Source organism: Paraclostridium bifermentans, from assembly GCF_019916025.1.
GTDB lineage: Bacteria > Bacillota > Clostridia > Peptostreptococcales > Peptostreptococcaceae > Paraclostridium > Paraclostridium bifermentans.
Window position 1 is genome coordinate 2073446 of record NZ_CP079737.1, and the last position, 25062, is coordinate 2098507.

Sequence of the window (25062 nt, forward strand, 5' to 3'; positions counted from 1 at the left end):
TAATTTGCACTTTAATTGCTATTTTATACATTATTTGTATAAATCTTAAATTTGCATAAAAATTTGCATAAAAAAAAACTAGTCATATGACTAGTTTTTTTAATTATAATATCATTGCTCCTATTAACCCAAATATCAATAGTGGTATATTATAATGTAAAAATGTAGGAACACAAGTATCCCAAATATGATCATGCTGTTTATCTACATTAAGACCTGCTGTAGGTCCTAGTGTACTGTCTGATGCTGGCGATCCTGCATCTCCCAAAGCTCCAGCAACTCCTATTAATAAAATTATAGCTGGAATACTAAATCCTAAACTAAGACCTAATGGGCAATAAATAGCTGCTATTATCGGTAAAGTTCCAAATGAACTTCCTATTCCCATAGTTACTAATAGTCCTACTAACAGCATAATTAAAGCTCCTATGAACTTGCTATTTCCAACTATTCCAGATACAGATGCTACTAATGTCTCCACTTGCCCTGTTTCTCTAAGAACACTTGCATACCCTGCTGCTACAAGCATTATAAATGCTATAAGGCCCATCATTTTTATTCCACCATCAACTAACTCATCTATTTCACTAAATTTAATAGCTTTAGTAACAAATAATACTATTATAGCGCATAACCCTCCAAGTGGTAGTGATCCAGTTAGAATTTGAACTACAAATGCAGTTATAGCCCCCAAAAGTGCGCACCAGTGTTTAGTTGTCATTTTTTCGTCAATTTGATTTTCTTCTAACCCTTCAATTTTTACATCTTTATAATCTCTAGGTTTTCTATATGTTATAAATACAGCTACTAGCAAACCTAAAATCATGCCAATTGCAGGTATCCACATTACCCCTGTAACCATATTAGTAGTTGTGTCTATTCCATTGGCTATCATTTGATCTCTTATAATGTTTTGGAAAATCAGTCCAAAGCCAACTGGTATTGCAATGTACGGTGTTTTAAGACCAAATGTTAGGGCACATGCAACTGCCCTTCTATCAATTTTTAATTTATTCATAAGTGATAATAATGATGGTATTAATATTGGTATAAATGCTATATGAACTGGAATAAGATTTTGAGAAAAACATGATATGAATGCTATTAATAAGATTAGTGTAATTTTTTTGTCCTTAACTACCTGAGATATTTTTTTTGCTAGAATTGATGCTAGTCCTGTTTTACTTACAGCTACAGCCAAAGCTCCTAGTAATATGTAACTTAAGGCAGTCTCCGCATTTCCACCCATGCCTCCGACTAAGATAGACATAGTGTCACTTAAAGACATTCCAGAGAAAACCCCAGCAACTATAGCTGCTACAATAATTGATAAAAAAACATTAAACTTAAACAAACAAAGTACAATCATCACAGCAATAGAAATTACTACTGGATTAAAAAACTCCATATAAAAATCCCCCTTTATTAAGTTAAAATCTTTTATATATTAAAATTTTTCAGAATTTAACCTTTGAAATAATTATATGCTAATTTGTTATGTTTTTGTTAAGTTTTTGTAAACAAAAAAGTTTCTTAAGATTACATATATTTAAAAATTATTTTAATTATTGACAAAAAAAATTCTCTCATACGAGAGAATTTTTTTTAGACAATCTATAATTATAATATAGTTATGTTTTCTGCTTGAGGACCTCTAGCACCTTCAACTATATTAAAGCTTACTTTTTGACCTTCTTCTAAAGTTTTGAATCCGTCTCTTTGTATAGCTGAGAAATGAGCGAATACATCATCTCCACCTTCTACAGATATGAATCCAAATCCTTTTTCACTATTAAACCATTTTACTATTCCATTAGTCATTGAAATGTTCTCCTAAATACCTACATGAAGTTTTTAACTCCATTTATTTAAATCAGTAATTCTTTAATCACTGTACTACTTATTATACCACTTATTTTAAAAATGTATACACTTTTTTAAAATTTTTTTAATTTCTATAATTTAAAAGTTTTATATTTATACTATCTGATATACATTGATCTTCTCCTATATTGTCAAAGAACTCTTGTATATCCTCATATTCTGTATCTTCATTAATAACTAATTTATACTCACTATCATCTTCAAATCCAAAAACTATAGCATTGCTTTCTTCACAAAACCATAAAAGATCTTCTGTTATATGGCAAAGACCTACAAAATCAACTTTGTGAGCTTCTCCTTGTTGTCTAAATTCAAATTTTAATTCTGTTATATCAATCATATTTCCTCCTGATGCTAGCCCTAGCGTCTAAATATATATTTAATTTTTTTCTTAATATAATATATCAATAATAACTAAATACTTCAATTATTATTTCATATTAATTAGTGACAAGAATCACATGGATCAAGTTTTCCCGACTCTTTTATCGTTCCTGAAAGTATGTTTTTGCTTCTACTCAAGGTTTTACATTTATTAGTTGTGTGATATGACTTACCATTTGGTGTCCAATATACTTTTTCTTCTTTTAAATTACTGCTACTTATATTTCCTGGGTTATTATTTGAGTGCCCCTTATCACTTCCACTTTTATAGCTACCTTTTGCACAATCAATTTTTAATCCATCTCCAGTAGATATAACAACTATATTCCCACACTCATCACTTCGATGTACTTCAATATTTTCTTGTTTTAACTTCTCCATAGTTTCTTTATGTGGATGTCCATATTTATTGTCCTTACCTACCATTATAACTGCATATTCTGGTGATACTTTATCTAAAAAAGTTTTGCTTGTGCTGCTATGAGAACCGTGATGCCCTACTTTTAACAAATCTACATCTTCAGTATTTATTTTTGATTCTATTTCAGATTCCGCATCTCCCATTAATAATATTTTATCATTTCCATTTATATATTCAAGAACTATAGAGTTGTTATTTGGATCGTCTGTATTTGCAACTGATAAGACCTTAAACTTTGACGTTCCTAAATCAAACTCGCTATTTAATAAAGGTACACTAGGATATAGTCCTTTGTTTGCAATAGCTTCTATAAAATCCCTATATGTTTTTGTATTTGCATCTCCATTACTTACATAAACATTTTTTACTGGTATTGAGTTTATAACTTCATCAAGTCCTCCAATATGATCTGCATGAGGATGTGTAGCAAATACATATTCAAGTTCTTTTATTCCTGATTTTTTCAGATATTCTACAACGCTTCCTTCATCATCATTATCTCCACCATCTATAAGTGCTGATTTATCTCCTTGTTTTATAAGTATAGCATCACTATTTCCAGTATCTATAAAGTGTATTTCCGATTGTGATTTATTATCTGATTCATGAGACTTTACCTGTGTCTCATTTTTAACTTCCTTTAAATTCTCACTTCTACACCCTGATGTAAATATAATTGCAATAAATAAAATAATAAATATTGTTATTTTTTGTATTTTTTTATATCTTTTCATACGTTCTCCTTTTTTTATAAGTTTCACTGTATAATATTGTAACATATGGATTCAATTTAACAATACAAATCAACTCACCTAAATTAAGTATATATTTTAATAAATCACATAAAAAAAGTATGTAGTTATTAACTACATACTTTTATTTTTTATTTAAATTTTTAAATTCACCCTTTAATATATTCAATATATCTTTTAAAATCAAATATATTGGGATAATAACCAAAATAATCATATAATTATAATTTATAGCTTCTTTTATATTTAATCTTGATAAGTTAAAAAAAGCTCTAGTCATTCCACATCCAAAACATTTCAATTCAAATAAATTATACCATAAACAAAAACTTCTACTTTCTATATAGCTAATTGGAATTAAGTATATTATTGAAATTATAAAAATGTATACTAAAAGTCTAATTATTTTACCATTGAAGTGGTTCGCCATTCTCATCTGTTATTTTATCTATTATTATAAAAATCAAATCCACAATTACCCAAATCCCACTAATTATAGTAGTTATTCCACACGTTACAATGCCGCCTAAAGTTAATGCTAGTAAAATAAATCCTTCAGTATTATCTCCTACATAGAACCTGTGTATTCCCATAGTTCCAAATAATATACATAAAATTACAGCCATTAATTTGCTCTTTGTTCCTTTTGTATTGGCTACTGAAAATCTTTTTTTGAGTTCTACTCCACAGTGAACACATATGTCTGCCTTTTCATCAGTTTCTTTCCCACATGCATAACAATATGAATTTCCTCCACCCCTTTTTACTCCACATTTAGTACAAATAGATGACTCATAATCCATTTCATTTGCACAGTTTCTACAATATATTTTTCGATTAGTACAATCCTTAATTTTAGGTATATAAGGCTTATTCAATTCATTTCCACAACTTATACAAAACTTTGAATCTTCATTTACTTCATTTCCACAAAATTTACAAAATTTATTTCCTTTACCTATAGAAACTCCACAATCTACACATATACTAGCATTTTCTTTTAGTTCATTTCCACAGTTCTTACAATACAATAATAATCCCCCCCTAATATTTAAGCTTTAAAACTTCTATATTATATTGATTACTATCATATTATATTCTTGTAATAAAATCTTTTTTATAGACAATGCATAAATGCTTTTGCATCTTTTCCTTTTATTGTATAACTTTCTCCCTTTGAGCAAAATATCGAATTCGACGTATATTCAATATCACTATCTTTGTCATATCCTTTATTGGAAATCACTTCACTTTCATTGTGACATACATCATATCCATCAAATATAAATACAATACTTCCACTACCTTTGCTAAAACTAATGATTTCTATAGGATAATCCATTAGCGTGGCAACAGGCCCTCTACCTTCTATTGTACAAATATCTTCACTTATTATAGGGTTATTAAATTCGCCATTCATTTTTTGTATATCTGAAATTACCCTACCTATATATTCATAACCTACTTCTATTTTAAATTTATAAAAAGGCTCTACTATTTCATTTTCAACTTGTTCTAGCCCTTGCCTTAATGCTCTTAAAGTAGCTTGTCTAAAATCGCCTCCACTAGTGTGTTTGTTATGAGCTCTTCCAGTAATCAAAGTAACTTCAATATCTGTTATAGGATACCCACCTAAAACTCCATTATGTTCTTTTTCAAATATATGTGTTTTAACTAGGTTTTGATGCCCTTGATTTAAATTATCTGTATGTGCAATACTTTTAAAGTTAATTCCACTATTTCGCATTCCAGGTTCTATAACTAATTGTACTTCAGCATAATGTCCTAACGGCTCGAAATGTCCATATCCTACTGTTTTTTCTTTTATAGTTTCTTTATATAAAATTTCACTTTTCCCAAAATCAATATTTAACCCAAATCTACTTTTTAAAATTTCCTTTAGAACCTCTAATTGAATTTTCCCCATTATATTTACTTGTATTGATTTTAAATTTTCATTCCATACTATATTCAAAGAAGGTTCTTCATTCTGTAAAATTTGAAAAATACTCAAAACTTCTTTTACATTTAAACTTTGATCAAATATAACTTTTGAAGTTAATGTAGGTACCATATCTAATTCACAATCGACTTCATAAAAATTACTAGAAAAATTTTTATACAAAATAGTTCCTGGATTTGCCTTACTTAAACCCTCAACTCCAAAAATTTGACCTGCTTCAGCTTCATTAATACTTTCAAACTTATTAGAATTATATATTCTAATGCTATTAATTTTTTCAGTATCTATATCATCACCTACAATATATGAAACTTCATCTTTTACTTTCATTTTACCTCTAATAGCTTTTACATACGTTATTCTATTTCTACTCTCATCATACTTTACTTTATAAACTTTTCCTATAAAATCTTCATCATTTTTGTATTCCGTATAAGTTAATAAATCAAGTTTTTCTAAAAATTCCTGTATTCCTATATCATGAAGGGCAGACCCTCTCAATATAGGGTATATTTCACACTTTTTTATTTTTTCTTTCAACTTATATATCCATATTTTTTCATCATAATCATCATTTAAATATCTTTCAATTAGTTCTTCATCACTTTCAGCTATAAATTCAATTAACCCCTCACTTAATGTTATATCGCTTCCATCTATATTTAATTTATCACTTAAATCCACAGTATTTTCAGTTAGTTTTGATTTAATATCACTTAATAAAAGTTCTGCATCAATACCACTTCTATCAATTTTATTTATAAATAAAAAAGTAGGAACTCTATGTTTTTTTAATAACCTAAATACAGTTTTAGTGTGTACTTGAACTTTTTCTACAGCACTTATTATTACAACTGCATAATCCATTATTCTTATAGATCTTTCCATCTCTGGAGAAAAATCTATATGACCTGGAGTATCTATTAAATTATAACTTGATCCATTATAATAAAATTTGCCTTGTTCAGAAAATATAGTTATCCCTCTTTGTTTTTCTATTTCATGATTATCTAAAAAAGTGTTTTTATCATCCACTCTTCCTCTATTTTTAATTGATTTTGTGTGATATAAAACTTGCTCACAAAATGTAGTTTTACCTGCATCTACATGAGCTAGTACGCCTATAGTTTTTTTCATTTATTCCTCCTAAGAACAATAATTTTTATATTAAAATAAAAAAGGCTCTTCAAAAACTTTTTTATAACTATTTTGAAGTAGCCTTTTTAAATAAATTATTTTATTTTTGATGAAATACATTTACCTCCGCATTCTAAACAAATACAATCAGGTTCTTTATTCTGTGTAATTTGTATAGATATAGATCTACATTTATTACATTTTAATTTATAAACGCTACCACTTTTTAAAAGTGGATCAACTAAGCTATCTTGATTTTCACTCATTTTACCCCAACTCCCAAAATTATTTTACTTTTCTAACTATAGCATATTTCTATATATCTCTCTATAAGAAAACAAATATATATTTTGAAAATCATCTACAATTATTATTTATTGCTTGTTATTGTTAAAATTATCTATTGATTTCATTATCTGTTTTTACATTCTCTGGATTACGTTGTTCTACATAGACTTTTACATTCTGTTGCCCTGTTCTTGCTTCAAACCATTTTTCAATATTGTCTATGTTATTTGATAAATTTTCATCACTACTGTATATTACCAAGGTAGGAATCTCTTTAGATTTATCCTTTTCACTAATTAAATAACCTACATATACTTCATTTATTTGAGGATATATAGCCTTTAACTCTTTTGCAATTTCACTTGTACCCATTTCAGATTCCTTAATTTGTTTTTCTACTTCATTTTTACTTTTAGACTGATTGTCTATTATAAAATCACTACTTTTGTTTTTAATTTCATTTATGTATTTGTCAATATCTGAAATTTTACTTTCATCTTGCTTAACAACTAATTTTTTATCTTCAAATCCATAGTCACTTAAACTTTGTTGTAATTCTTTTAAATGATTACTAGAAATTCTTTCCCCTACTACAACTAATGTAATCGTATCATTTTTTTCACTTATTTTTTTACTTACAACATATTGATTTCCTAATTCTTCTCTTATAAATTTATCTAAATTACTTTCATCTAGAGTTTCTTTTATCATACTAACTGCAGAAAACATACTTGGTATTATAACAATTATAGATGCTATGATTATAAATTTTTTAACTTTTCTTTCTTTTATATTGCATATATTTATTCTTGTTGGAATGTTCAATGCTTTTGTAACTATCACAGTTGCTATCGTTATAAAAAATCCATTTATAAAAAATAAATACCCTGCTCCAAAAAACATTCCATATTGTTTTGTAGCTAGTCCATATCCAGCTGTACAAAGTGGCGGCATAAGCGCAGTTGCTATTGCAACTCCAGGTATAACATTGCTAGCTTTATTACGAGTTATACCTATCATTCCTGCTATTCCACCTACAAAAGCTATTATAACATCCCAAATAGTAGGACTAGTTCTTGATAATATTTCACTTCCGGCTGTTGTTATTGGCGTAATTGAAAAGTAAAGTGTAGATGTTACTATACTTATTACAATTGAAATTATTAAAATTTTGAAAGCTTCTCTTAAAAGCTTCACATTATATGTCCCTACACCATACCCTATTCCTATAATTGAACCCATTAGTGGAGAGATTAACATTGCCCCTATAATAACTGCAGTCGCATTCATATTCAGCCCAACAGATGCTATTATTATTGCACAAATTAAAATTATAAAATTTGCTCCATGCACATTCATTCCCTCTAATATATTTTCATGTATTTCTTCATGAGTAGCTTGATTTCTTGTAAATTCATATATGAATTTCTCTTTATTTATTTTCATTGAATTGCCTCCTACAAAGTATATATATAATTATGTCAATTAACCTCGTTTTTAATTTACTACAATAGGAAAATTTATACAAGTTTATACCTTAATGTTGTAATTTTTAGTAAATAGTTATATAAATCAAAAACCTTGTTAATACTAGTAGTCGGAGGTAATTTTATGGAAGAATTTATGAATTTTTTAGATAGTAATTTATACCTTAATGGTTTTAAAATGATTCAACTAAGTAGCAATAAAATTCTTATATTTAAATCTTTTAGTAAATATTCTAAATGTATTTATATAGATATTATCGACGATATAATACAAGTAAAAATAGATAAAATTTTTGATGTCTATGGATTTTATAATGGAATTGAACGTTTAATGATTCCTAGAAATTCTTTTAACGATATGAAAAGTTCATTAAACTATATTCAAAAAAATTGCAGATAAAAAAAGACCTCTAAATTAAGAGGTCTTTTTCTTTATTATTATAATATTATAATTCCTTATTTTAAACATGCTATTCCTAAAACGCTAGGTCCTGAATGACAAGAAACACAAGCTCCTATTCTGAAAGGATATACATTTCTTGGCTCTAACTCTTCTTTTACTTTTTCCATAAATTTCTTATGTTCGTTTACATCATCACCATATCCAACATAGACATCTTTGTCTGAAAAATCTTCACCAATTTCTGATCTAAGTTGTTCTATTAATGAAGGTATTATTTTCTTGCTACCTCTTACTTGAGTCTTTTGCTTAACTAAACCATCTTCTATTTTTAATATTGGTTTTATATTAAGTAAAGTTCCTATAGCAGCTTTAGTTCCTGATATTCTTCCACCTTTTTGTAGGTAGTCTAATGAATCAACAGAGAAAAATACATTTACCTTTTCCTTTTCTTCTTCTAATTTATTCATTATTTTATCTATATCATATCCTTCAGTTGCCATTTTAGCAGCTTCACCTATTAAAATTCCACCGCCTATAGAAAGTCCATATGTATCAAATATATAAACCTCTCCCTCAATATCATTTTTAGCTATCATAGCTGATTGATATGTTCCAGATGCAGCAGATGAACCCGCTAAGTATAAAACTTTCTTACCTTCATTTATGTACTTTTCAAAAGTTTCTTTAAATGTAGCATATGTAATTTGAGATGTAGATGGTATATTCTCACTACTTCTTAGTAATTTGTAAAATTCATCTTCACCTATGTCTACTCCTGCTTTATACTCTTTTCCTTCAAATATTATAGTTGTTGGCAGTACCTCTATATCGTATGTTTTCATTATATTCTCGGGTACATCATTCATTGTATCACATAGTATTTTTATATTACTCATTATATAAACTCCCTTTGTAAAAAGTAACTTAATTTCATTCTAAAATAATTATACATGTATATGAGTTTAATATCAAACTTTATTAATGTTTTAATATGTATTATTTTTAACTATTAACTTACTAAGTTAATGTAAATTATAAAGAAACTTCTAGACTTTTTAATTTTAAAAAGTCTAGAAGTTTAAATAAATATTTAAATTATTATTTTAAGCATATTTTAATAAATTTTTTCTTTCCTACTTGAACTATCATAGTATCATTTATCTTTACATTCTTTATATCATCTAGTTTTTCATTATTAACTTTAACCCCGCCTTGTGTTATAAGTCTTCTAACTTCGCTTTTGCTGCTTACTAATTTATTTTTAACTAACTCATCGATTAAGTCAAATTCAGATTTTAATACTTCTACAGTTTTTATATCATTAGGTATTTGCCCTTTTTGAAAAACTTCTTTAAATCTATTTTCAGCCTCAATAGCTTTTTCTTCTTCATGGTATAGTTTAACTATTTCTTTAGCTAGGTTCATTTTTATATCTCTAGGATTTACTCTATTTTCTTCTAGTTCTAACTTAATCTTATCTACTATATCAGGATGAATGTCTGTTACTAATTCAAAGTATTTTATTATAAGTTCATCAGGTATCGTCATAGCTTTTTCATACATTATATTAGCTTGTTCATCTATTCCAATGTAATTTCCTAAACTTTTACTCATTTTATCTTTACCCTCTAATCCTTCAAGTAGTGGCATAAATATAGTTACTTGAGGTTCTTGATTAAATTCTTTTTGTAATGATCTTCCCATTAATACATTAAATCTTTGATCAGTTCCTCCTAATTCTATATCCGCTTTTATCTCAACTGAATCAAATCCTTGCATTAGAGGGTAGAAAAATTCATGTAAAGATATTGGAGTTTGACTTTCATATCTTTTTTTAAAGTCTTCTCTTTCAAGCATTCTAGCTACTGTAGTAGTAGCGGCTAAACTTATAGCCTCCTCAAAACTTAACTTTGATAACCACTTACTATTAAAAACAATTTCTGTTTTTTCTTTATCTAGTACTTTTAAAATTTGTTCTTCATACGTCTTAGCATTTTCTAATACTTGCTCTGTACTAAGAGCCTTTCTAGCCTTAGATTTTCCTGTAGGATCTCCTATTTTACCTGTAAAATCTCCTATAATTATAATTACTTTATGACCTAGGTCCTGTAACTGTTTCATCTTTCTCAGTACAACAGTGTGTCCTAAGTGTATATCCGGTGCACTAGGGTCTAATCCTAGTTTAACCACCATAGGTTTATTTTCTTTTTGAGATTTTTCTAATTTATTTTTAAGGTCTTCTATTCCTATTATTTCATCTACACCTTTAGATATTATTCTTATTTGTTCATCTATACTTTTCATAATTAATCCTCCTTAAAATTTTATATAAATTAATTTTTAAGGATGGGAGCTTAAATATTATACGGCGCCAATACAATAAAAAAACTCCCGTCCTTATAAAAAGGACGAGAGTATTACTCACGTGTTACCACCTTAATTCATCATTATCTCGCAATAATGACCTCTTCAAGTACGCCAACTTGTTGGGATACTCTAGCACTATAACGTGTGCAAAATCCGGCAACTGCCTACTGGTTGTTATCTTTCGGAGTGCAGCTCAGAGATGTATTCAAGCTAAATTATCTTTTGCCCCTCTCACCAACCGGGTACTCTCTGTAAAGATTCCATTAACCTTACTCTTTCTCGTCAAAGCTTTTTTTATAATTACTTATTTTTATAATATGACTTTTTAATATATTTTGTCAATACTTTTTGAAAATATTCATAATTATTGAAATTTATAAATTTAATAATCATCATACTTATCCCAGTCTTCTTCTTGTTTCTCTTTTTTTCTTTCTATAACCTTTAAGATAAGTAATATTATACTTCCAACTATGATAGCTACATATGCACATATAACTATCATTCCTATAAAATATAACAATTTATTTTTCTTCCTCTATAACTACAGCAGTTCCATAAGCTAGCATCTCTGCTGCTCCTTGCATAACTGCTGCTGATGTTAATCTAAATCCTATTATAGCATTAGCTCCTTTGTTTTCTGCATCTTCAACCATTCTTCCTATAGCTACTTTTCTAGCTTCTTCTAGCATTTCATCATATCCTTTTAGCTCTCCACCAACTATTTGCTTAAAACTTGCTCCAATATCTTTTCCTATATGTTTTGCCCTTATTGTACTACCTTTAACCAATCCAACAACTTCTATAATTTTTTTCCCTGGAACACTTTCAATTGTTAATACCTGCATATCAATACCTACTTTTAGTTATTGCTAACTTACTATATATTATATTTTTTACTTCATACATTAATTCTAGCATATTGTGGAAAATTAAGTGTTTATAATGTTTTTTAATAAAACAGAGCTACTCCATTTCGAAGTAGCTCTAATCTATTTATTTACTAATTTCCTTTTCTTCTTTTTCATTTAGATTTTCTTTTCTGAGTTCTTTAACTAATGCAATGCATGCTAATATCATTATAAATATAAATGGAAATGCAGCAATTAGAGATGAGGTCTGAAGTGCATTTAGACCTCCCGTTAACAAAAGTACTACAGCTAAAAAAGATTGTAACAGACCTAGCATTATTTTTTTTCTGTTACTTGGATTTAAATCTCCTTGTGATGTAAACATTCCTAAAACAAATGTAGCTGAATTTGCTGATGTTATAAAGAATGTAATTAAAAGTATTATTGTTATAATAGATATTATAAACCCAAAGTTGTAATTACTAAGTACTGAAAAAAATGCAGTAGATACATCAGATGCTATATTTTCAATTGCTGAAAGTTCTAATCCCTTTCCAAAAGATAGATTAATTCCTAGGTTGCCAAATATTGCAAAGAATATAAAAGATGCAATTGCTGGAGCTCCCATTACCCCTACTATAAATTCTCTTATAGTTCTTCCCTTTGAAATTCTAGCTATAAAGGTCCCTACAAAAGGAGCCCAAGCTATCCACCATGCCCAATAAAATACCGTCCACTTATTTGTCCAAGTATTGTCAGAATATGCTCCTATTGCTAAACTATCTGATAATATATTTTGGGCGTAGCTTCCTAGTGAATTTGTAAAACTATTTATTATTTCTAATGTAGGCCCTACTAAAAAAGCCGCAGCAGTTACTATAAGCGCTAGTATTAAATTTAAATCGGATACTTTTTTTATTCCTTTATCTACTCCCGATACAGCTGTAGCTATAAATACAAAAGTTGTTATAGCAATTATAATTATTTGAGTAATAGCGTTATTAGGCACATTAAACAAATAACTAAGTCCACTATTTATTTGCATAGTTCCAAGTCCCAAAGATGTAGCTATACCTGCTATAGTTGCAAATACAGCAAGCACATCTATTGTTATTCCTATCCATCCATTTATCTTTTTTCCTATTACAGGTTCTAATATTGAACTTATCAACCCTGATTTTCCTTTCCTAAACTGAAAGTACGCAAGAGACAATCCAATTATACTATACCCTGCCCAAGGGTGTATTCCCCAATGAAGAAATGATGATTTTATTGCAAAATCAGCAGCTTCTATGCTTCCAGGTGCTATGTTTCCTTTTGGTGAAACAAAGTGAGATAATGGTTCTGCTACTCCCCAAAATATTAGACCAATACCCATTCCAGCTCCAAATAACATTGCAAACCATGATGATGTTGAGTACTCCGGTTTAGAATCATCTGGACCTAATTTTATATTTCCATATTTGCTTAAAGCTAACCATATTGCAAATATTACAAACAATAGCATTGATATTAAATATAGCCAGCCAAACTTACTTGTCAAAAAACTTAATGCTGCATCTGCTGCCTTTGAAAAACTTTCACTTGATATCACTGCCCATAAACACATAGGTAATACTATCAATAACGAAATATAAAATACTCTATTATCCTCTTTTTTGACTGTATTTTTCATATTTATCCTCCTAATTTTTAGTTTTTACATTGATAAATATTAATTTTTAAATACAGTTTGTTCTTCTATATCTGTAGTTAACGCTTTTAATGCTGTCCCTACCATCTTATATCTTAGTTTAAATTGTTCAGCTTTAGATTTTGAAGGATCTCCAAGAGGATATGGTATTGATATTGTAGGTACTATTCTATTAGATCCTACAGTTTTTGCAACAGGTATTAAATTGCACATTTGGACAATTGGAAAACCTACTTTTTCAAATTCTTTTACCATCGTTGCTCCACAACGAGTACAAGTGCCTCATGTAGAAACCATTATTATAGCATCAACTTTAGCTTCTTGTAGATAAGGAATTATTTCATTTGCCATCTTTGCAGCTTCTGCTTGAGTAGTCCCAGTCCCAACTGTTGAATAAAAGTATTCATGCAATTTACCTATTACTTCCTCATTTTCATAAGTTTTAAGAGCATCTATAGGTGTTATTACATCTGGATCATCATCAGCTACAGCTGGATCGAATCCTGCATGTATTGTTTTATAAACTCCACTTTTCAAATCATCAGTGTTTGATATATCATATCTTCCCCATCTAGTAGCTGATGCTGATTGTATTCTATCTGGATTATCAACCGGCACTATTCCACCCGTATTTACTAATGCTATCGTTGCTTTACTTAATTCTTTAATAGCTGGAGCTATTGCCACTTTATCTATTTTAGGTATAGGTAGCTCAGTTTCATAACTTTCATTATTTAATTTCTTTATAATCATTTCAACAGCCCTATCAGCTGCCATTTTTTCATCTTCAATCCAAACTTGATGTCTACTTCCCCTTCCAAAATACCCTTCTGTTTTCGAATCTAATATAGCTTCATTTTTTAATATTTTGTTAGCTATTTTTGCCATGTTCGCTAAATCATGTCTCATCTTTCCAGCACTATTTCCACCATGTAAAATGTACATATATTTTTTAAACATATCAACACCTGGATTTTCTTCATGCATTGAAGTAACTACAGGTTTATTTAGTTTCTCTTTTACTGCTTTACATATTTGTCCACATGCAACTCCATATCTTCCTGCTTGAAATGCTGGTCCAGCTATGAATATATCAAAGTCTTTATCTTTTAAAAATTCAATTATAACTTCTACCGCTTCATCTGTATTTGATCCCATAAAGTTATCCCCACATATTATAGTATGAGTAACCATAGTATCTTCTAATAGTTTCTCCATCTGAATTGAAGGCCCTATAACCCCTTCTTTTATTTGTGGTTTAAAATCAGCTTTGTCTTCTCCTCCTATTTGCCCGAAAAATTGATTTAGGTACACTATAGCCTTTTTCATATTTTTACCCCCTATTTTTAAAATTCCTTCATTGTTTTAGTTGACCATCCTAACACTTGATCTCCACAGAACATGGCATTGTTTTCCATTATAATCGACCCATCTTTTTTTACTGAAGGTCCTAGTATTTCATCATCACTCCAACCTCCTGACAACCCATCTCTTGCTAAAGCATTTAATTCTCCTATAACTTTTTCCATCGGAGGTAACTGAATAAGTTCAGAAACATTCCCACAAGATACTATCGCATCTAGCTTTTCATCTAGTGTAACTAAGGGTTGTGAGTTTCCATCTCTTCCTGTACATTCATTAGTAAGACCAACTACTTTTACCCCCTCATCTTCTAGTGCAACTATACAACCTACAAAATCAGCGTCGGGATTTCCATATCCTTCTTCTGCAACTATTGCTCCATCTGCGCCTAATGTCTTAGCAATTTGCGCTACATATATAGCAGATCGTTCCTTTTGCTCTAATGATACATTCAAGTTAGATAATATAACCCCTAAAAAGTTCAAGCTTTTTCCATGTTCTTTATATAATCTTTTTATTACGGGTGCATTTTGTATATCATAAGTGGACCATTTTGATGAACATGGCATAAAGCTTCCCGATACTACAGCTCCATCTAATATTTCATTTGGATGCATTAATGTTGGCACCAAGTGATTTGTGTTCCATCCATAAGTTAAATCGTTATATCCATCTTCTTCCATTTGTGATTGTAGTTGCATAACAAATACTACACTAGGAAGTCCATTAACTTTTTCACTTCTTTTTGTAATTCCCTCAAGCTCATAAACTTCTACTTCCTCTGGCTCTAATTCTTGTACACACTTCGCTATATATTCAGCTAATTTATGGCCTGCAACTCTTAAAGCATCATTTTTCTTTTGCTGTTCATTTTTTTCAAAATCTTCATTTGTATCAGCAACTAATACTATATTTTTAATTTTAGAGAAGTAAGTATACTTTGCACCTTCTCCCCCCATATCTATTAATCCATCTTGAAATCCTCCCCAATGTTTTCCTACAACTAGCACACTACAATCTTTTAAAGCATGTGTTTTGCCATGACCACAATTTTCTAAATCGCCTGTAAAACCTGGGAATAATGCTCTATTATCTACTTTAACTCTAGGTTCTATTGCTTCTTTTACAGGACATAATCTTATCATTTCTCCAGGGTTTACAATATGTAAATCCGCATCTGTTATTCTTTCGTCCTCTTTAATAAGATTTAAGAGTTCCCCTTTATTTAATCTTAAAATCCCATTTTCATAACTTGTCTCATTGCTAAATTCTATATTTTTTACATAAAAGTTACCTATTTCCAATTTCACAATTATTCCCCCTTCTGATTTATTACTTTGATTAAATGGTAATATATTTTTAACAATCTTAGTTTGTAAAATTTATAATAATACATTTGATTTTTTTGTATTTTTCACAAATTTAACAAATATTTTAAAATTTCTGTTAAAATATTATTAAATATAGTATTGGGGGTATTTCAATGGGTATATCAGTTAGAGATGCATTAAAGCTCGATATTTTTAAAGATAGTAAAATAATAGCTGGACATAAAGGTCTAGATAGAATTATTAATAGAGTATCTGTTTTTGATTGTCCTATAGAAGTTAATAGGGATAAATTAGTCTTAAAAGAAGGTGATTTTTTTATAAGTAATTTTTTCCCATTTAAAGATGATGAAGATTATGCTTTATATGCTTTAAAGTTTATAGATTCATGTGGATGTGCTTGTTTTTGCATAACCAATGAGTATTTAAGCAGTTTTACGCAAAAACTAATAGAAGTTTGAAATGATATTAATTTTCCTATAGTTACTATAGACTATACTATTTCCTACGGAGATGTAATGAACGCAATTATGTCACTGATATTAGAAAAACAAAAAAATATTATACTTGAAATGAGAATATCTTCACTACTAGAAATCAATCTATCTAATAGTGATATAAACAATACTTTAAAATCTATAAATTATTCTTTTTTAAAGTATGTAACTGCTATATACTGTTATTCAGACAATATAAATGAGAGTTGGAATAAAAATCTAATAGATTTGTTATCAAAAAATAAATCAACTACATGCGTACCATTTAAGAATGGTTTATTGCTACTAATAACTTACAATAATATATCCAAATCTGAGTTAAGCAAAATGTTAGATTTTTATATTAATCATATAAAATATAATATTAATGATTCTATAATAGGAATTAGTGAAAATTACATACCTATAACATCCTGTAAAAATGCAATAAATCAAGCATTAGTTTCTTCTAGTTCTTACTCAATATCTAACGAAAGAATAGTTAAATATAACTCGCTAGGTACATATTCATTACTTATGTGCTGTAAAGACTTTGAAGAGTCTAAGGAACTGTACTCTAATATAATGAAACCTATTATAGACTATGATAAAGAAAATAAATCCTTTCTTTTAGAAACTCTAATAAGCTTCGTAAACCATGATGGAGATTATAAAAAAGTTTCTAATGAACTATTCCAACATGAAAATACAATTCGATATAGAATTTTAAAAGTTAAATCTATATTGAACCTAGATAAATCCAATATTGAGTTTTATGAAAAAATTTCAATAGGTGTAAAGCTTCATAAAATATATAATATATAAAAAGAGCTGTTTCATAAATGAAACAGCTCTTTTTATATTTAATTTAGAATCCTACTGGTATTCCTAAACTCATCCATACTACAAATAGTAATGTCCAAGCTATTAAAAATGTCATCGAATATGGTAACATCAACGATATAACCGTACCAATTCCAGTATCTTTCTTATATGCTTGCATAAATACTATAACCATTGCAAAGTAACTCATAAGTGGAGATATTATATTTGTAGAACTATCTGCTATTCTATATGCAGTTTGAACTACATCTGCACCTATTCCAAGCTTTAAGAACATTGGTATAAATACAGGAGCCATTATAGCCCATTTAGCTGATGCAGATCCCATAAACAGATTTATAAACCCTGTTATTATTATAAATCCAACAAGTAGTGGTATTGATCCTATATTTATAGACTGTAAGAACTCTGCTCCTCTTACAGCAATTATAGTTCCTAAATTTGTATATTCAAAGTATTTTATAAATTGAGCTGCAACGAATGCTAAACATAAGTATCCACCCATTGAGCTCATTGCTTTACTCATATGTGCTGCAACTTCTTTTTCATTTTTTACAGTTTTAGCAATTTTACCATAAACTACTGATGGTACAAAGAATAATAATGCTATTATTGGTATTAGACCATTCATTAAAGTAGAGTGATCAACTATAGAATCTAGAAAACTTGCTTTATCTAAGTTTCTTAAAAATGAATTAGGCATTGCAACAAGAATAACTAACCCAATTACCATAAATAATAAAGTAAAGTTTGCAACTTTCATCGCTTTAGCTTCTTCAGGTTTTATAGTTTGTAAATCACTCGCTCTTGACATTCCATCTGAATCTTTTGCCATTTTAGAATCATATTTACCTAATTTAGGTTCTATAATTTTTGTAGTTATTATAGTCCCTAATATTGTTATTAAAAGTGTAGATGCTACCATAAAGAAGTAGTTCGCAGTTGCACTTATACTAACTGTAGGATCAAGTATATGTGCTGCCTCATTTGTTATTCCCGCAAGCATCGGATCTACTGTCCCAATTAATAAGTTTGCACTAAATCCTCATGAAACTCCAGCAAACGCTGCTGCTATTCCTGCAAGTGGATGTCTTCCATAAGCCATAAATACTAAAGCTCCAAGTGGAATTAATATAACATATCCTGCATCGGATGCCATATTTGACATTATTCCTAAGAAAACTACAGTTGGAACTATTAATTTTGATGGTGTTACACTAACTATTTTTTTAAGTACTGTTCCTATATATCCTGAACTTTCAGCTAGTCCTATTCCTAACATTCCAACTAAAACAACTCCAAGTGGTGCAAATGAAGTAAAGTTTGTTACAGCATTTTCTAACATGTATTTAAAACCTTCACCATTTAATAAACTAACTGCTGTTATAGTTTGTTTCTCGACTTCCATTGTTTCTCTATTTATAAGTTCGGCTGTTACACTTAACCCCATACTAGCTGCTATTGCAGATATAATAGCGATTGCAACACAAAGCATTGCAAATAAAGTAACTGGATGTGGTAATTTATTACCTATGTACTCTATCCCATCTAGAGACTTCATCAAAAAACTCTTTTTTTCTTTAACTACTGATTTACTCATATTACGCCCCCTTTATTTTTATATGTATCATTCTTTTTTTATAATGGTAGCATATTGTTATATTAAAAACAATACAATTTTCCAAATATTCTTTATTTTTATAATATTTCATTTTTCAAAAACAAATTATCTCATTTTTATACATTTTAAAATTTCTAAAATATCAAAATTCAAATATAATTTTAAATAGCATAAAAAAACGACCTTTAAACAAGGTCGCTTTTTATATCAATATTTTATTTTATATTTTCTACTATTCCAGTTAGTATATTATTTAACTCGTCACTTATATCATCAACACCATTGTGAGTTACATTAACAATTTCCTTAGTCATTGGAAGTTCTCCTAAAAGTTGTAAGTTCATTTCTTTTAAGAATTCTTCTGTTTCTTCTCCATCAAATAACTTTATCTTTTTATCACAATCTGGACATTGAATATAACTCATATTTTCAACAACACCTAATACTTTTATATTAAGCATTTTAGCCATATTTATAGCTTTTGCCACTATCATAGATATCATATCTTGAGGAACTGAAACCATAACAACTCCATTTAAAGGTATGTTTTGCATTACTGTAAGTGGAACATCTCCTGTTCCTGGAGGCATATCTATTAATAGATAATCTAGTTCTTCCCACATTACATCTTTATAAAACTGTTTTACTGTGTTGCTAATTATAGGTCCCTTCCATACTATAGCTTGATTTTCTTCTCCAACCATAAAGTTTATTGACATTGTCTTTATGTTATCTTTAGTTACTATAGGATATATATCTTTTCCATTTGGTGAAGTTGCTCTTTCATCTTGAACTCCCATAAGTCTTGGAATACTTGGACCTGTTATATCCGCATCTAATATACCAACCTTATATCCCATTTTATTTAATTTTTTTGCAATAAGAGCTGTTACAGTAGATTTTCCAACTCCACCTTTTCCACTCATTACGCCTATTATATTTTTTATTTTATTATTAGGATTATTTTCTATTGTACAAGTTTCTTGCTTATTACAATTTCCTTTAGATGGACATGAATTACAATTTCCCATTTACGTTACCTCTCTTTTCTTTTGTCTACTTTATTAATTATAGTAAAATATGTATAAAATAATACACATTAAAGATCTTAATTTAATTATAAATCAAACTATTCTCAATTAATATATACCCCACATAAAAATAATAAATCATAAATAAAAAAAATTATTATATTTTAAAAATTTATTATTTTCACAATAAAATCATAAAATTTTTTAATATCTTTACTATATTTAATACTTTCTTCACTTATCCAGTCATCACGTCTTATTGAACTTTGATTTGCACTTCCTGGCTGAAAAACATTAGCTATACATCCTACCCTTACTTTATTTTCACTAGAAATACTCCAATTATATTTATGCCTTTCATCTATATTTTGAATATAATCATTGACTTGTTCTATAAGGTCCTTATAAACTATACCAGCACCATCTAGTAATAAATTCTCTAAAGTTCCTTTACTTTCATTGTCAGGAAAGAAATAATTATATAAATTAATTTTTTCTCCTTTTATATTTATTTCTTCATCTAAAAAATCTTGTTTACATATAATCATGTCTTTTTTCTTATATTTAAATTTTTCATTAAATGTTTCTTTAGCTATCTTTTGGTCTGCATCAAAAATTGCACATATACTCTTTATCTGATTTAACTCAGATTTACTCATATTACTAATATATAAATCAATTTCTTTTATAAGTCTTCCTTCTCCATTTGTACAAATAATTACAATTATAACTTTCTGATTTGTAAAATATGATGGTATCGGTACATATCTTTCGATCCTATCTTTAACAAAAGGGTATGTTCTAGGAATTTTTCTTTTCCAGATTTCAGGTAGATTATCTATACTTCTAATTTCTTTAAAACCATTTAGATCTAGAATCTTAGCTACACAGTTAGCATCATGAACTCCTTCTACGAAAAATAAAATATTTTTCATCATCTCACATCCTGACCTAATATAGTTCTTATATCTTTTAGTTTACTACCTGAAAACCTAGTTGTGTACGCATACTCATTTACAGATTCTATTCTAAAACAAGCTAAATCATCTATCTTATTTTCTATTCCCTCAATCATTGAATCAATAACTTCTAAGCTATGAGTAGTGCAAATAAGTTGAACTTTATACTCTATGCATGCTTTTACAAACCAATCAAAAACTTCTTTTATCATATCTTTGTATATAGCTGTCTCTATCTCGTCTATTAGTAATATTCCACCCTTCGAACTAATTATAGCAGATGCTAATGTAATTACTTTTTTTACTCCATCTCCAAAACTAGACAATGGCATAAGCTTAAATTTTTTATGATTCACATATATTGATGAAGTATTCATGTTCTCATTTGGCAAGACTTCAAAGCCTATTATGTTTTCATCAAACTTTCTAAGTAATTCAATAATTTTATCTTTATCTCCATCTTTTATAATTTCTATAGTTGTATTTAATGAGTTCTCCCTAAAATGATCATATGGTGTTATATATACCATTTTTATAGTTTTATAACTTCCACTAAATCTTAACTGTTTGTTTTCTTGAATATATATTTCTTTGTTAACTAATTGTTGGTTATTTTGTTTAAGACTTACAACTCCTTCAAAAACCTTACTTTCAAAATTTCTCTCCATATCATTAAAATCAATTACATCACTTAAGTTCCCTTGTATTTTAAATTCATGTTCGCATTGATTTATAATTGAGTCAATGTGAATACTTCTATTTTCATTTTGTCCTTTAGGAAACATTTCTAAAAAAAGTTCAAATTTTGATACATTATTACTATCTCTTTTAGCTGCGTTAACCAACATATTTCTTACACTATCTGGATTCTCTAATAGCGATATTGCTTCTAAAATAGAGGTTTTACCACTATTGTTATCTCCAACAATTATATTTATTGTAAGTAAATTTTCTAATTCTAAATCTTTTACACCTCTGAAGTTTTTAATATTTAAGTAACTTAAATAATTCATTTTACCACATCTCTCTTTTTATATAATCTAATAAATTATATAAAGTTATATTACTTAATATAACTTAAATACATAGTTTGTAAATTAAAATGCTAAATAACAAAATTAAAGGGAGTAATTTAAATTACTCCCTTTAATTTTGTTATTATTAAATTATATAAATAAGTTTAATCCAGAATCTTCAGCTGCACCTAAGTATGCTGCAACTCCACCTAAATCTACGCCATCTATAAGTTCTTCTTTCTTAATTCCCATTAAATCCATACTCATAGAACAAGCAACCAGTTTAACACCCATATTTATAGCATTATTTATTAATGTATCTATATCATCAACATTATGCTTTTTCATTATTTCATTTATCATTTTTGGCCCCATTCCGCCCATGTTCATCTTTGATAAAGGAAGTTTATTTGTATTGCTCGGTAACATCATATCAAACATTTTTTCCATAGTATCTTTTTGAACTTTTACTTTTTCTTTTCTCTTTAATACATTAAGTCCCCAAAATGTGAAAAACATTGTAACTTCTTTACCCATTGACGCTGCACCTGTAGCTATTATAAATGATGCTATAGCCTTATCTAAATCTCCACTAAATACTACCATTGTTGCCCCATCTTTTCCAACTTGATTGCTTAAAGAGCATGAAGTTTTTGTATTAACAGGATTTTCTCCTTTTTGTATATATGCTACATAAGCTTTTTTATCTTTATTAAACTCAGCTTTTAATAATGAGTTTCCTGTTGTTTCACACCATGCTTTTATATCTTTACTAAAAGCAACATCACTTGCTTTTACTTCTATTATATCTCCGCTTTCCATCTTTGAAACTTCTTCAAAAACTCTTCTTATTGGCCCTGGGCATTGAAGTCCACAAGCATCTAATTTAATATTTGCTTTTATATTCTCATTCATAACTGCAACCTCTTCATTTATTAACTGTTTACTTTCACTAAAGTTAACATTGTTGTTTTGATTTTCAATAGCTTTTTTAGCGCTTTTTGTAGATGAGTATGTCTTCATTCCACCATCTATATTAAAACATTTATATCCTCTTTGAGTTAATATTCTACAAGCAATATAACCTCTTAATCCAACTTGACAAGTAACATAAATGTTTTTATCCTTCGGTAACTCATTTATTCCTTCTCTTAGTGATCCAAGAGGTATATTAATAGAACCTTTAATTGAACCTGTTGCTAATTCAAATTCATCTCTTACATCTAAAACTATATCTCCTCTATCTAAAACTTTATCAACTTCATGATACTGTATAGTTTCTACATAACCTTCTATGATATTTGATGCATAATATCCTAACATATTAACGGGATCTTTAGCTGAGTTATATGGAGGTGCATAACACGGCTCTACATCTTGTAAGTCAAATACAGTTAAATTAGCTTTTATTGCAGTAGCTAAAACATCTATACGTTTTTCTACACCTTCAATGCCAACACCTTGTGCTCCGTATATTTTACCTGTTTCTTTATCAAATATCATTTTATAAGCTATAGGAAATGAACCTGGGTAGTATCCTGCACTTGAGTTTGGATGAATATGCACAACTTCATAGTCTATCCCTAGTTTCTTTAATATTTTTTCATTATTTCCAGTGGTAGCTACAGTATAATCAAAAATCTTTGCTACAGATGATCCTAATGTTCCTTTATATTTAATATTTTTTCCACATATATTGTCAGCGACTAATCTTCCCTGTCTATTAGCTGGCCACGCTAATGGTATCATTGTAGGCTTTTTATTTACAAAGTCTACAATTTCTACAGCATCACCTAATGCATATATATTCTCATCTGAAGTTTTCATATATTCATCAACAACTATAGCTCCTCTTTCATTTAGTTTTAATCCCGCATCTTTAGCTATTGATGTTTCAGGTCTAACTCCTATAGATAAAATTATTAAATCTGTCTCTATTTCTTTGCCACTGTTTAACGCTACTATTTTACCATTGTTTTTAAACTCTTTTACTCCATCATCTAAAATTAATTTAATACCATTATCTATTAAATGTTCATGTATAGTGCTTACCATTTCTACATCAAGAGGAGCCATAACTTGAGAACTAGCTTCAACTAGAGTTACATCTATACCTCTTTCAACCAAGTTTTCGGCCATTTCTATCCCAATAAATCCTCCACCTATTACAACAGCCTTTTTAGTAGTATCTTTATCTACATAAGCCTTTATTTTATCTGTATCTGGTATATTTCTTAGTGTAAATAAATTATTGCAATCAGTTATTCCATTTATAGGAGGCTTTATAGGACTTGCCCCTGGTGATAAAACTAATACATCATAACTTTCATCATATATTTCTCCTGTTTTATGATTTTTTACGTTTACTTTTTTATTTTCTTTATCTATACTAATTACTTCGCTTAAATTTCTTATGTCCATATTAAATTTATTACTCATAGCTTCAACAGTTTGAACTATAAGCTTTTCTTTTTCTGTTATAACCTCGCCTATATAATATGGAAGTCCACAATTTGCAAAAGATATATATTCACCTTTTTCAAACATAATTATTTCAAAATCTTCTTCTAATCTTCTAAGCCTTGCAGCTGTTGATGCCCCACCTGCAACTCCACCTACTACTATAACTTTTTTAGACATATTAAAATCTCCTTTTTATTTTATATTCACCAATGTATATATTATATTTTGTTAAAGTAATAACTTTAGTTTTTATAATTTTATAATTTATAATTTTATTATATTTAAAATAGGAGTATAGTTCTGTGACTTTATCACATATAAAACCAGATAAAA

23 protein-coding genes, 1 pseudogene and 1 other annotated feature are annotated in these 25062 nt (G+C 28.5%); of the genes and pseudogenes, 3 read left to right on the forward strand and 21 right to left on the reverse strand.

Features of this window, described 5'->3' with window-relative positions; all coding sequences use genetic code 11:
* Positions 1–103: 103 nt before the first annotated feature.
* The 9 genes from KXZ80_RS09995 to KXZ80_RS10035 form a co-directional block, all read right to left on the reverse strand.
* The gene (locus KXZ80_RS09995) at positions 104–1408 is read right to left on the reverse strand and encodes a Na+/H+ antiporter family protein (RefSeq protein ID WP_021433337.1); all 1305 of its coding nucleotides are present in this window, start codon (positions 1406–1408) and stop codon (positions 104–106) included.
* Between the two features lie 212 nt (positions 1409–1620).
* Complete coding sequence (locus KXZ80_RS10000) at positions 1621–1821, reverse strand: cold-shock protein (protein ID WP_021431086.1); 201 nt, start codon at positions 1819–1821, stop codon at positions 1621–1623.
* 127 nt (positions 1822–1948) lie between these two features.
* Positions 1949–2224, reverse strand: coding sequence for a hypothetical protein (locus tag KXZ80_RS10005; protein ID WP_021433338.1), 276 nt, complete (start codon positions 2222–2224; stop codon positions 1949–1951).
* 104 nt (positions 2225–2328) lie between these two features.
* Positions 2329–3423 carry a ComEC/Rec2 family competence protein gene (locus tag KXZ80_RS10010; RefSeq protein ID WP_021433339.1) on the reverse strand — a complete coding sequence of 365 codons (1095 nt, stop codon included), beginning with the start codon at positions 3421–3423 and terminating at the stop codon, positions 2329–2331.
* A 142-nt stretch (positions 3424–3565) separates the two neighbouring features.
* Positions 3566–3877, reverse strand: coding sequence for a DUF2752 domain-containing protein (locus tag KXZ80_RS10015; protein ID WP_082435309.1), 312 nt, complete (start codon positions 3875–3877; stop codon positions 3566–3568).
* The gene (locus KXZ80_RS10020; protein WP_021433341.1) at positions 3849–4472 is read right to left on the reverse strand and encodes a TM2 domain-containing protein; all 624 of its coding nucleotides are present in this window, start codon (positions 4470–4472) and stop codon (positions 3849–3851) included. The genes KXZ80_RS10015 and KXZ80_RS10020 overlap by 29 nt, the downstream gene beginning before the upstream one ends.
* A gap of 86 nt (positions 4473–4558) precedes the next feature.
* On the reverse strand, positions 4559–6541 hold the full coding sequence (locus tag KXZ80_RS10025) for an elongation factor G (RefSeq protein ID WP_021433342.1): 1983 nt from the start codon (positions 6539–6541) through the stop codon (positions 4559–4561).
* Positions 6542–6636: 95 nt separating this feature from the next.
* Positions 6637–6807, reverse strand: coding sequence for a hypothetical protein (locus KXZ80_RS10030; RefSeq protein ID WP_021433343.1), 171 nt, complete (start codon positions 6805–6807; stop codon positions 6637–6639).
* A gap of 130 nt (positions 6808–6937) precedes the next feature.
* Entirely contained in the window at positions 6938–8275 is a 1338-nt protein-coding gene (locus KXZ80_RS10035; protein WP_021433344.1) for a DUF389 domain-containing protein, read from the reverse strand.
* A 165-nt stretch (positions 8276–8440) separates the two neighbouring features.
* Between KXZ80_RS10035 and KXZ80_RS10040 the strand changes: the two genes are divergently transcribed.
* Positions 8441–8716: a hypothetical protein gene (locus KXZ80_RS10040; protein WP_035118483.1), complete on the forward strand. Its 276-nt coding sequence runs from the start codon at positions 8441–8443 to the stop codon at positions 8714–8716.
* A 56-nt stretch (positions 8717–8772) separates the two neighbouring features.
* Here the strand turns inward: KXZ80_RS10040 and KXZ80_RS10045 are convergent, their stop codons facing one another.
* The 7 genes from KXZ80_RS10045 to KXZ80_RS10075 form a co-directional block, all read right to left on the reverse strand.
* Complete coding sequence (locus tag KXZ80_RS10045; protein WP_021433345.1) at positions 8773–9615, reverse strand: DegV family protein; 843 nt, start codon at positions 9613–9615, stop codon at positions 8773–8775.
* A gap of 202 nt (positions 9616–9817) precedes the next feature.
* Positions 9818–11023 carry a tyrosine--tRNA ligase gene (gene tyrS, locus KXZ80_RS10050; protein WP_021433346.1) on the reverse strand — a complete coding sequence of 402 codons (1206 nt, stop codon included), beginning with the start codon at positions 11021–11023 and terminating at the stop codon, positions 9818–9820.
* Positions 11024–11120: 97 nt separating this feature from the next.
* Positions 11121–11381, reverse strand: a binding site (T-box leader).
* A gap of 87 nt (positions 11382–11468) precedes the next feature.
* Positions 11469–11609 carry a hypothetical protein gene (locus tag KXZ80_RS10055; RefSeq protein ID WP_021431096.1) on the reverse strand — a complete coding sequence of 47 codons (141 nt, stop codon included), beginning with the start codon at positions 11607–11609 and terminating at the stop codon, positions 11469–11471.
* Between the two features lies 1 nt (position 11610).
* Positions 11611–11934 carry a heavy metal-binding domain-containing protein gene (locus KXZ80_RS10060; RefSeq protein ID WP_021433347.1) on the reverse strand — a complete coding sequence of 108 codons (324 nt, stop codon included), beginning with the start codon at positions 11932–11934 and terminating at the stop codon, positions 11611–11613.
* A gap of 148 nt (positions 11935–12082) precedes the next feature.
* Complete coding sequence (locus KXZ80_RS10065; protein WP_021433348.1) at positions 12083–13612, reverse strand: glycine betaine uptake BCCT transporter; 1530 nt, start codon at positions 13610–13612, stop codon at positions 12083–12085.
* 39 nt (positions 13613–13651) lie between these two features.
* On the reverse strand, positions 13652–14959 hold the full coding sequence (gene grdH, locus KXZ80_RS10070) for a betaine reductase selenoprotein B (protein WP_082435310.1): 1308 nt from the start codon (positions 14957–14959) through the stop codon (positions 13652–13654).
* Positions 14960–14976: 17 nt separating this feature from the next.
* Positions 14977–16302, reverse strand: a complete 1326-nt coding sequence (locus tag KXZ80_RS10075; protein ID WP_021433351.1) for a glycine/sarcosine/betaine reductase component B subunit — start codon at positions 16300–16302, stop codon at positions 14977–14979.
* 173 nt (positions 16303–16475) lie between these two features.
* Between KXZ80_RS10075 and KXZ80_RS10080 the strand changes: the two genes are divergently transcribed.
* Positions 16476–16781: a PucR family transcriptional regulator ligand-binding domain-containing protein gene (locus KXZ80_RS10080; RefSeq protein WP_021433352.1), complete on the forward strand. Its 306-nt coding sequence runs from the start codon at positions 16476–16478 to the stop codon at positions 16779–16781.
* Between the two features lie 57 nt (positions 16782–16838).
* Positions 16839–17621 (forward strand): PucR family transcriptional regulator, encoded by a 783-nt coding sequence (locus KXZ80_RS10085; protein ID WP_021433353.1) that lies wholly within the window; start codon positions 16839–16841, stop codon positions 17619–17621.
* A gap of 43 nt (positions 17622–17664) precedes the next feature.
* Here KXZ80_RS10085 and KXZ80_RS10090 read toward each other — a convergent pair.
* From KXZ80_RS10090 to cdr, 5 genes and pseudogenes are all read right to left on the reverse strand, one after another.
* Positions 17665–19239, reverse strand: a pseudogene (locus KXZ80_RS10090) (AbgT family transporter).
* A 236-nt stretch (positions 19240–19475) separates the two neighbouring features.
* Positions 19476–20291, reverse strand: a complete 816-nt coding sequence (locus KXZ80_RS10095) for an Mrp/NBP35 family ATP-binding protein (protein ID WP_021433357.1) — start codon at positions 20289–20291, stop codon at positions 19476–19478.
* A gap of 164 nt (positions 20292–20455) precedes the next feature.
* Positions 20456–21226: a DUF3226 domain-containing protein gene (locus KXZ80_RS10100; RefSeq protein ID WP_038285286.1), complete on the reverse strand. Its 771-nt coding sequence runs from the start codon at positions 21224–21226 to the stop codon at positions 20456–20458.
* A complete protein-coding gene (locus KXZ80_RS10105; protein WP_021433359.1) occupies positions 21226–22263 on the reverse strand; it encodes an AAA family ATPase in 1038 nt (345 codons plus the stop codon). Before KXZ80_RS10105 ends, KXZ80_RS10100 begins: the two co-directional genes overlap by 1 nt.
* A 153-nt stretch (positions 22264–22416) precedes the next feature.
* A complete protein-coding gene (gene cdr, locus KXZ80_RS10110; protein ID WP_021433360.1) occupies positions 22417–24906 on the reverse strand; it encodes a CoA-disulfide reductase in 2490 nt (829 codons plus the stop codon).
* Positions 24907–25062 lie beyond the last annotated feature (156 nt).

Coding starts and splice junctions, on each gene's coding strand:
- KXZ80_RS09995 (WP_021433337.1), bottom strand. CDS start 1,408: ATGGAGTTTTTTAATCCAGTAGTAATTTCTATTGCTGTGATGATTGTA.
- KXZ80_RS10000 (WP_021431086.1), bottom strand. CDS start 1,821: ATGACTAATGGAATAGTAAAATGGTTTAATAGTGAAAAAGGATTTGGA.
- KXZ80_RS10005 (WP_021433338.1), bottom strand. CDS start 2,224: ATGATTGATATAACAGAATTAAAATTTGAATTTAGACAACAAGGAGAA.
- KXZ80_RS10010 (WP_021433339.1), bottom strand. CDS start 3,423: ATGAAAAGATATAAAAAAATACAAAAAATAACAATATTTATTATTTTA.
- KXZ80_RS10015 (WP_082435309.1), bottom strand. CDS start 3,877: ATGAGAATGGCGAACCACTTCAATGGTAAAATAATTAGACTTTTAGTA.
- KXZ80_RS10025 (WP_021433342.1), bottom strand. CDS start 6,541: ATGAAAAAAACTATAGGCGTACTAGCTCATGTAGATGCAGGTAAAACT.
- KXZ80_RS10030 (WP_021433343.1), bottom strand. CDS start 6,807: ATGAGTGAAAATCAAGATAGCTTAGTTGATCCACTTTTAAAAAGTGGT.
- KXZ80_RS10035 (WP_021433344.1), bottom strand. CDS start 8,275: ATGAAAATAAATAAAGAGAAATTCATATATGAATTTACAAGAAATCAA.
- KXZ80_RS10040 (WP_035118483.1), top strand. CDS start 8,441: ATGGAAGAATTTATGAATTTTTTAGATAGTAATTTATACCTTAATGGT.
- KXZ80_RS10045 (WP_021433345.1), bottom strand. CDS start 9,615: ATGAGTAATATAAAAATACTATGTGATACAATGAATGATGTACCCGAG.
- tyrS (WP_021433346.1), bottom strand. CDS start 11,023: ATGAAAAGTATAGATGAACAAATAAGAATAATATCTAAAGGTGTAGAT.
- KXZ80_RS10060 (WP_021433347.1), bottom strand. CDS start 11,934: ATGCAGGTATTAACAATTGAAAGTGTTCCAGGGAAAAAAATTATAGAA.
- KXZ80_RS10065 (WP_021433348.1), bottom strand. CDS start 13,612: ATGAAAAATACAGTCAAAAAAGAGGATAATAGAGTATTTTATATTTCG.
- KXZ80_RS10080 (WP_021433352.1), top strand. CDS start 16,476: ATGGGTATATCAGTTAGAGATGCATTAAAGCTCGATATTTTTAAAGAT.
- KXZ80_RS10085 (WP_021433353.1), top strand. CDS start 16,839: ATGAACGCAATTATGTCACTGATATTAGAAAAACAAAAAAATATTATA.
- KXZ80_RS10095 (WP_021433357.1), bottom strand. CDS start 20,291: ATGGGAAATTGTAATTCATGTCCATCTAAAGGAAATTGTAATAAGCAA.
- KXZ80_RS10100 (WP_038285286.1), bottom strand. CDS start 21,226: ATGAAAAATATTTTATTTTTCGTAGAAGGAGTTCATGATGCTAACTGT.
- KXZ80_RS10105 (WP_021433359.1), bottom strand. CDS start 22,263: ATGAATTATTTAAGTTACTTAAATATTAAAAACTTCAGAGGTGTAAAA.
- cdr (WP_021433360.1), bottom strand. CDS start 24,906: ATGTCTAAAAAAGTTATAGTAGTAGGTGGAGTTGCAGGTGGGGCATCA.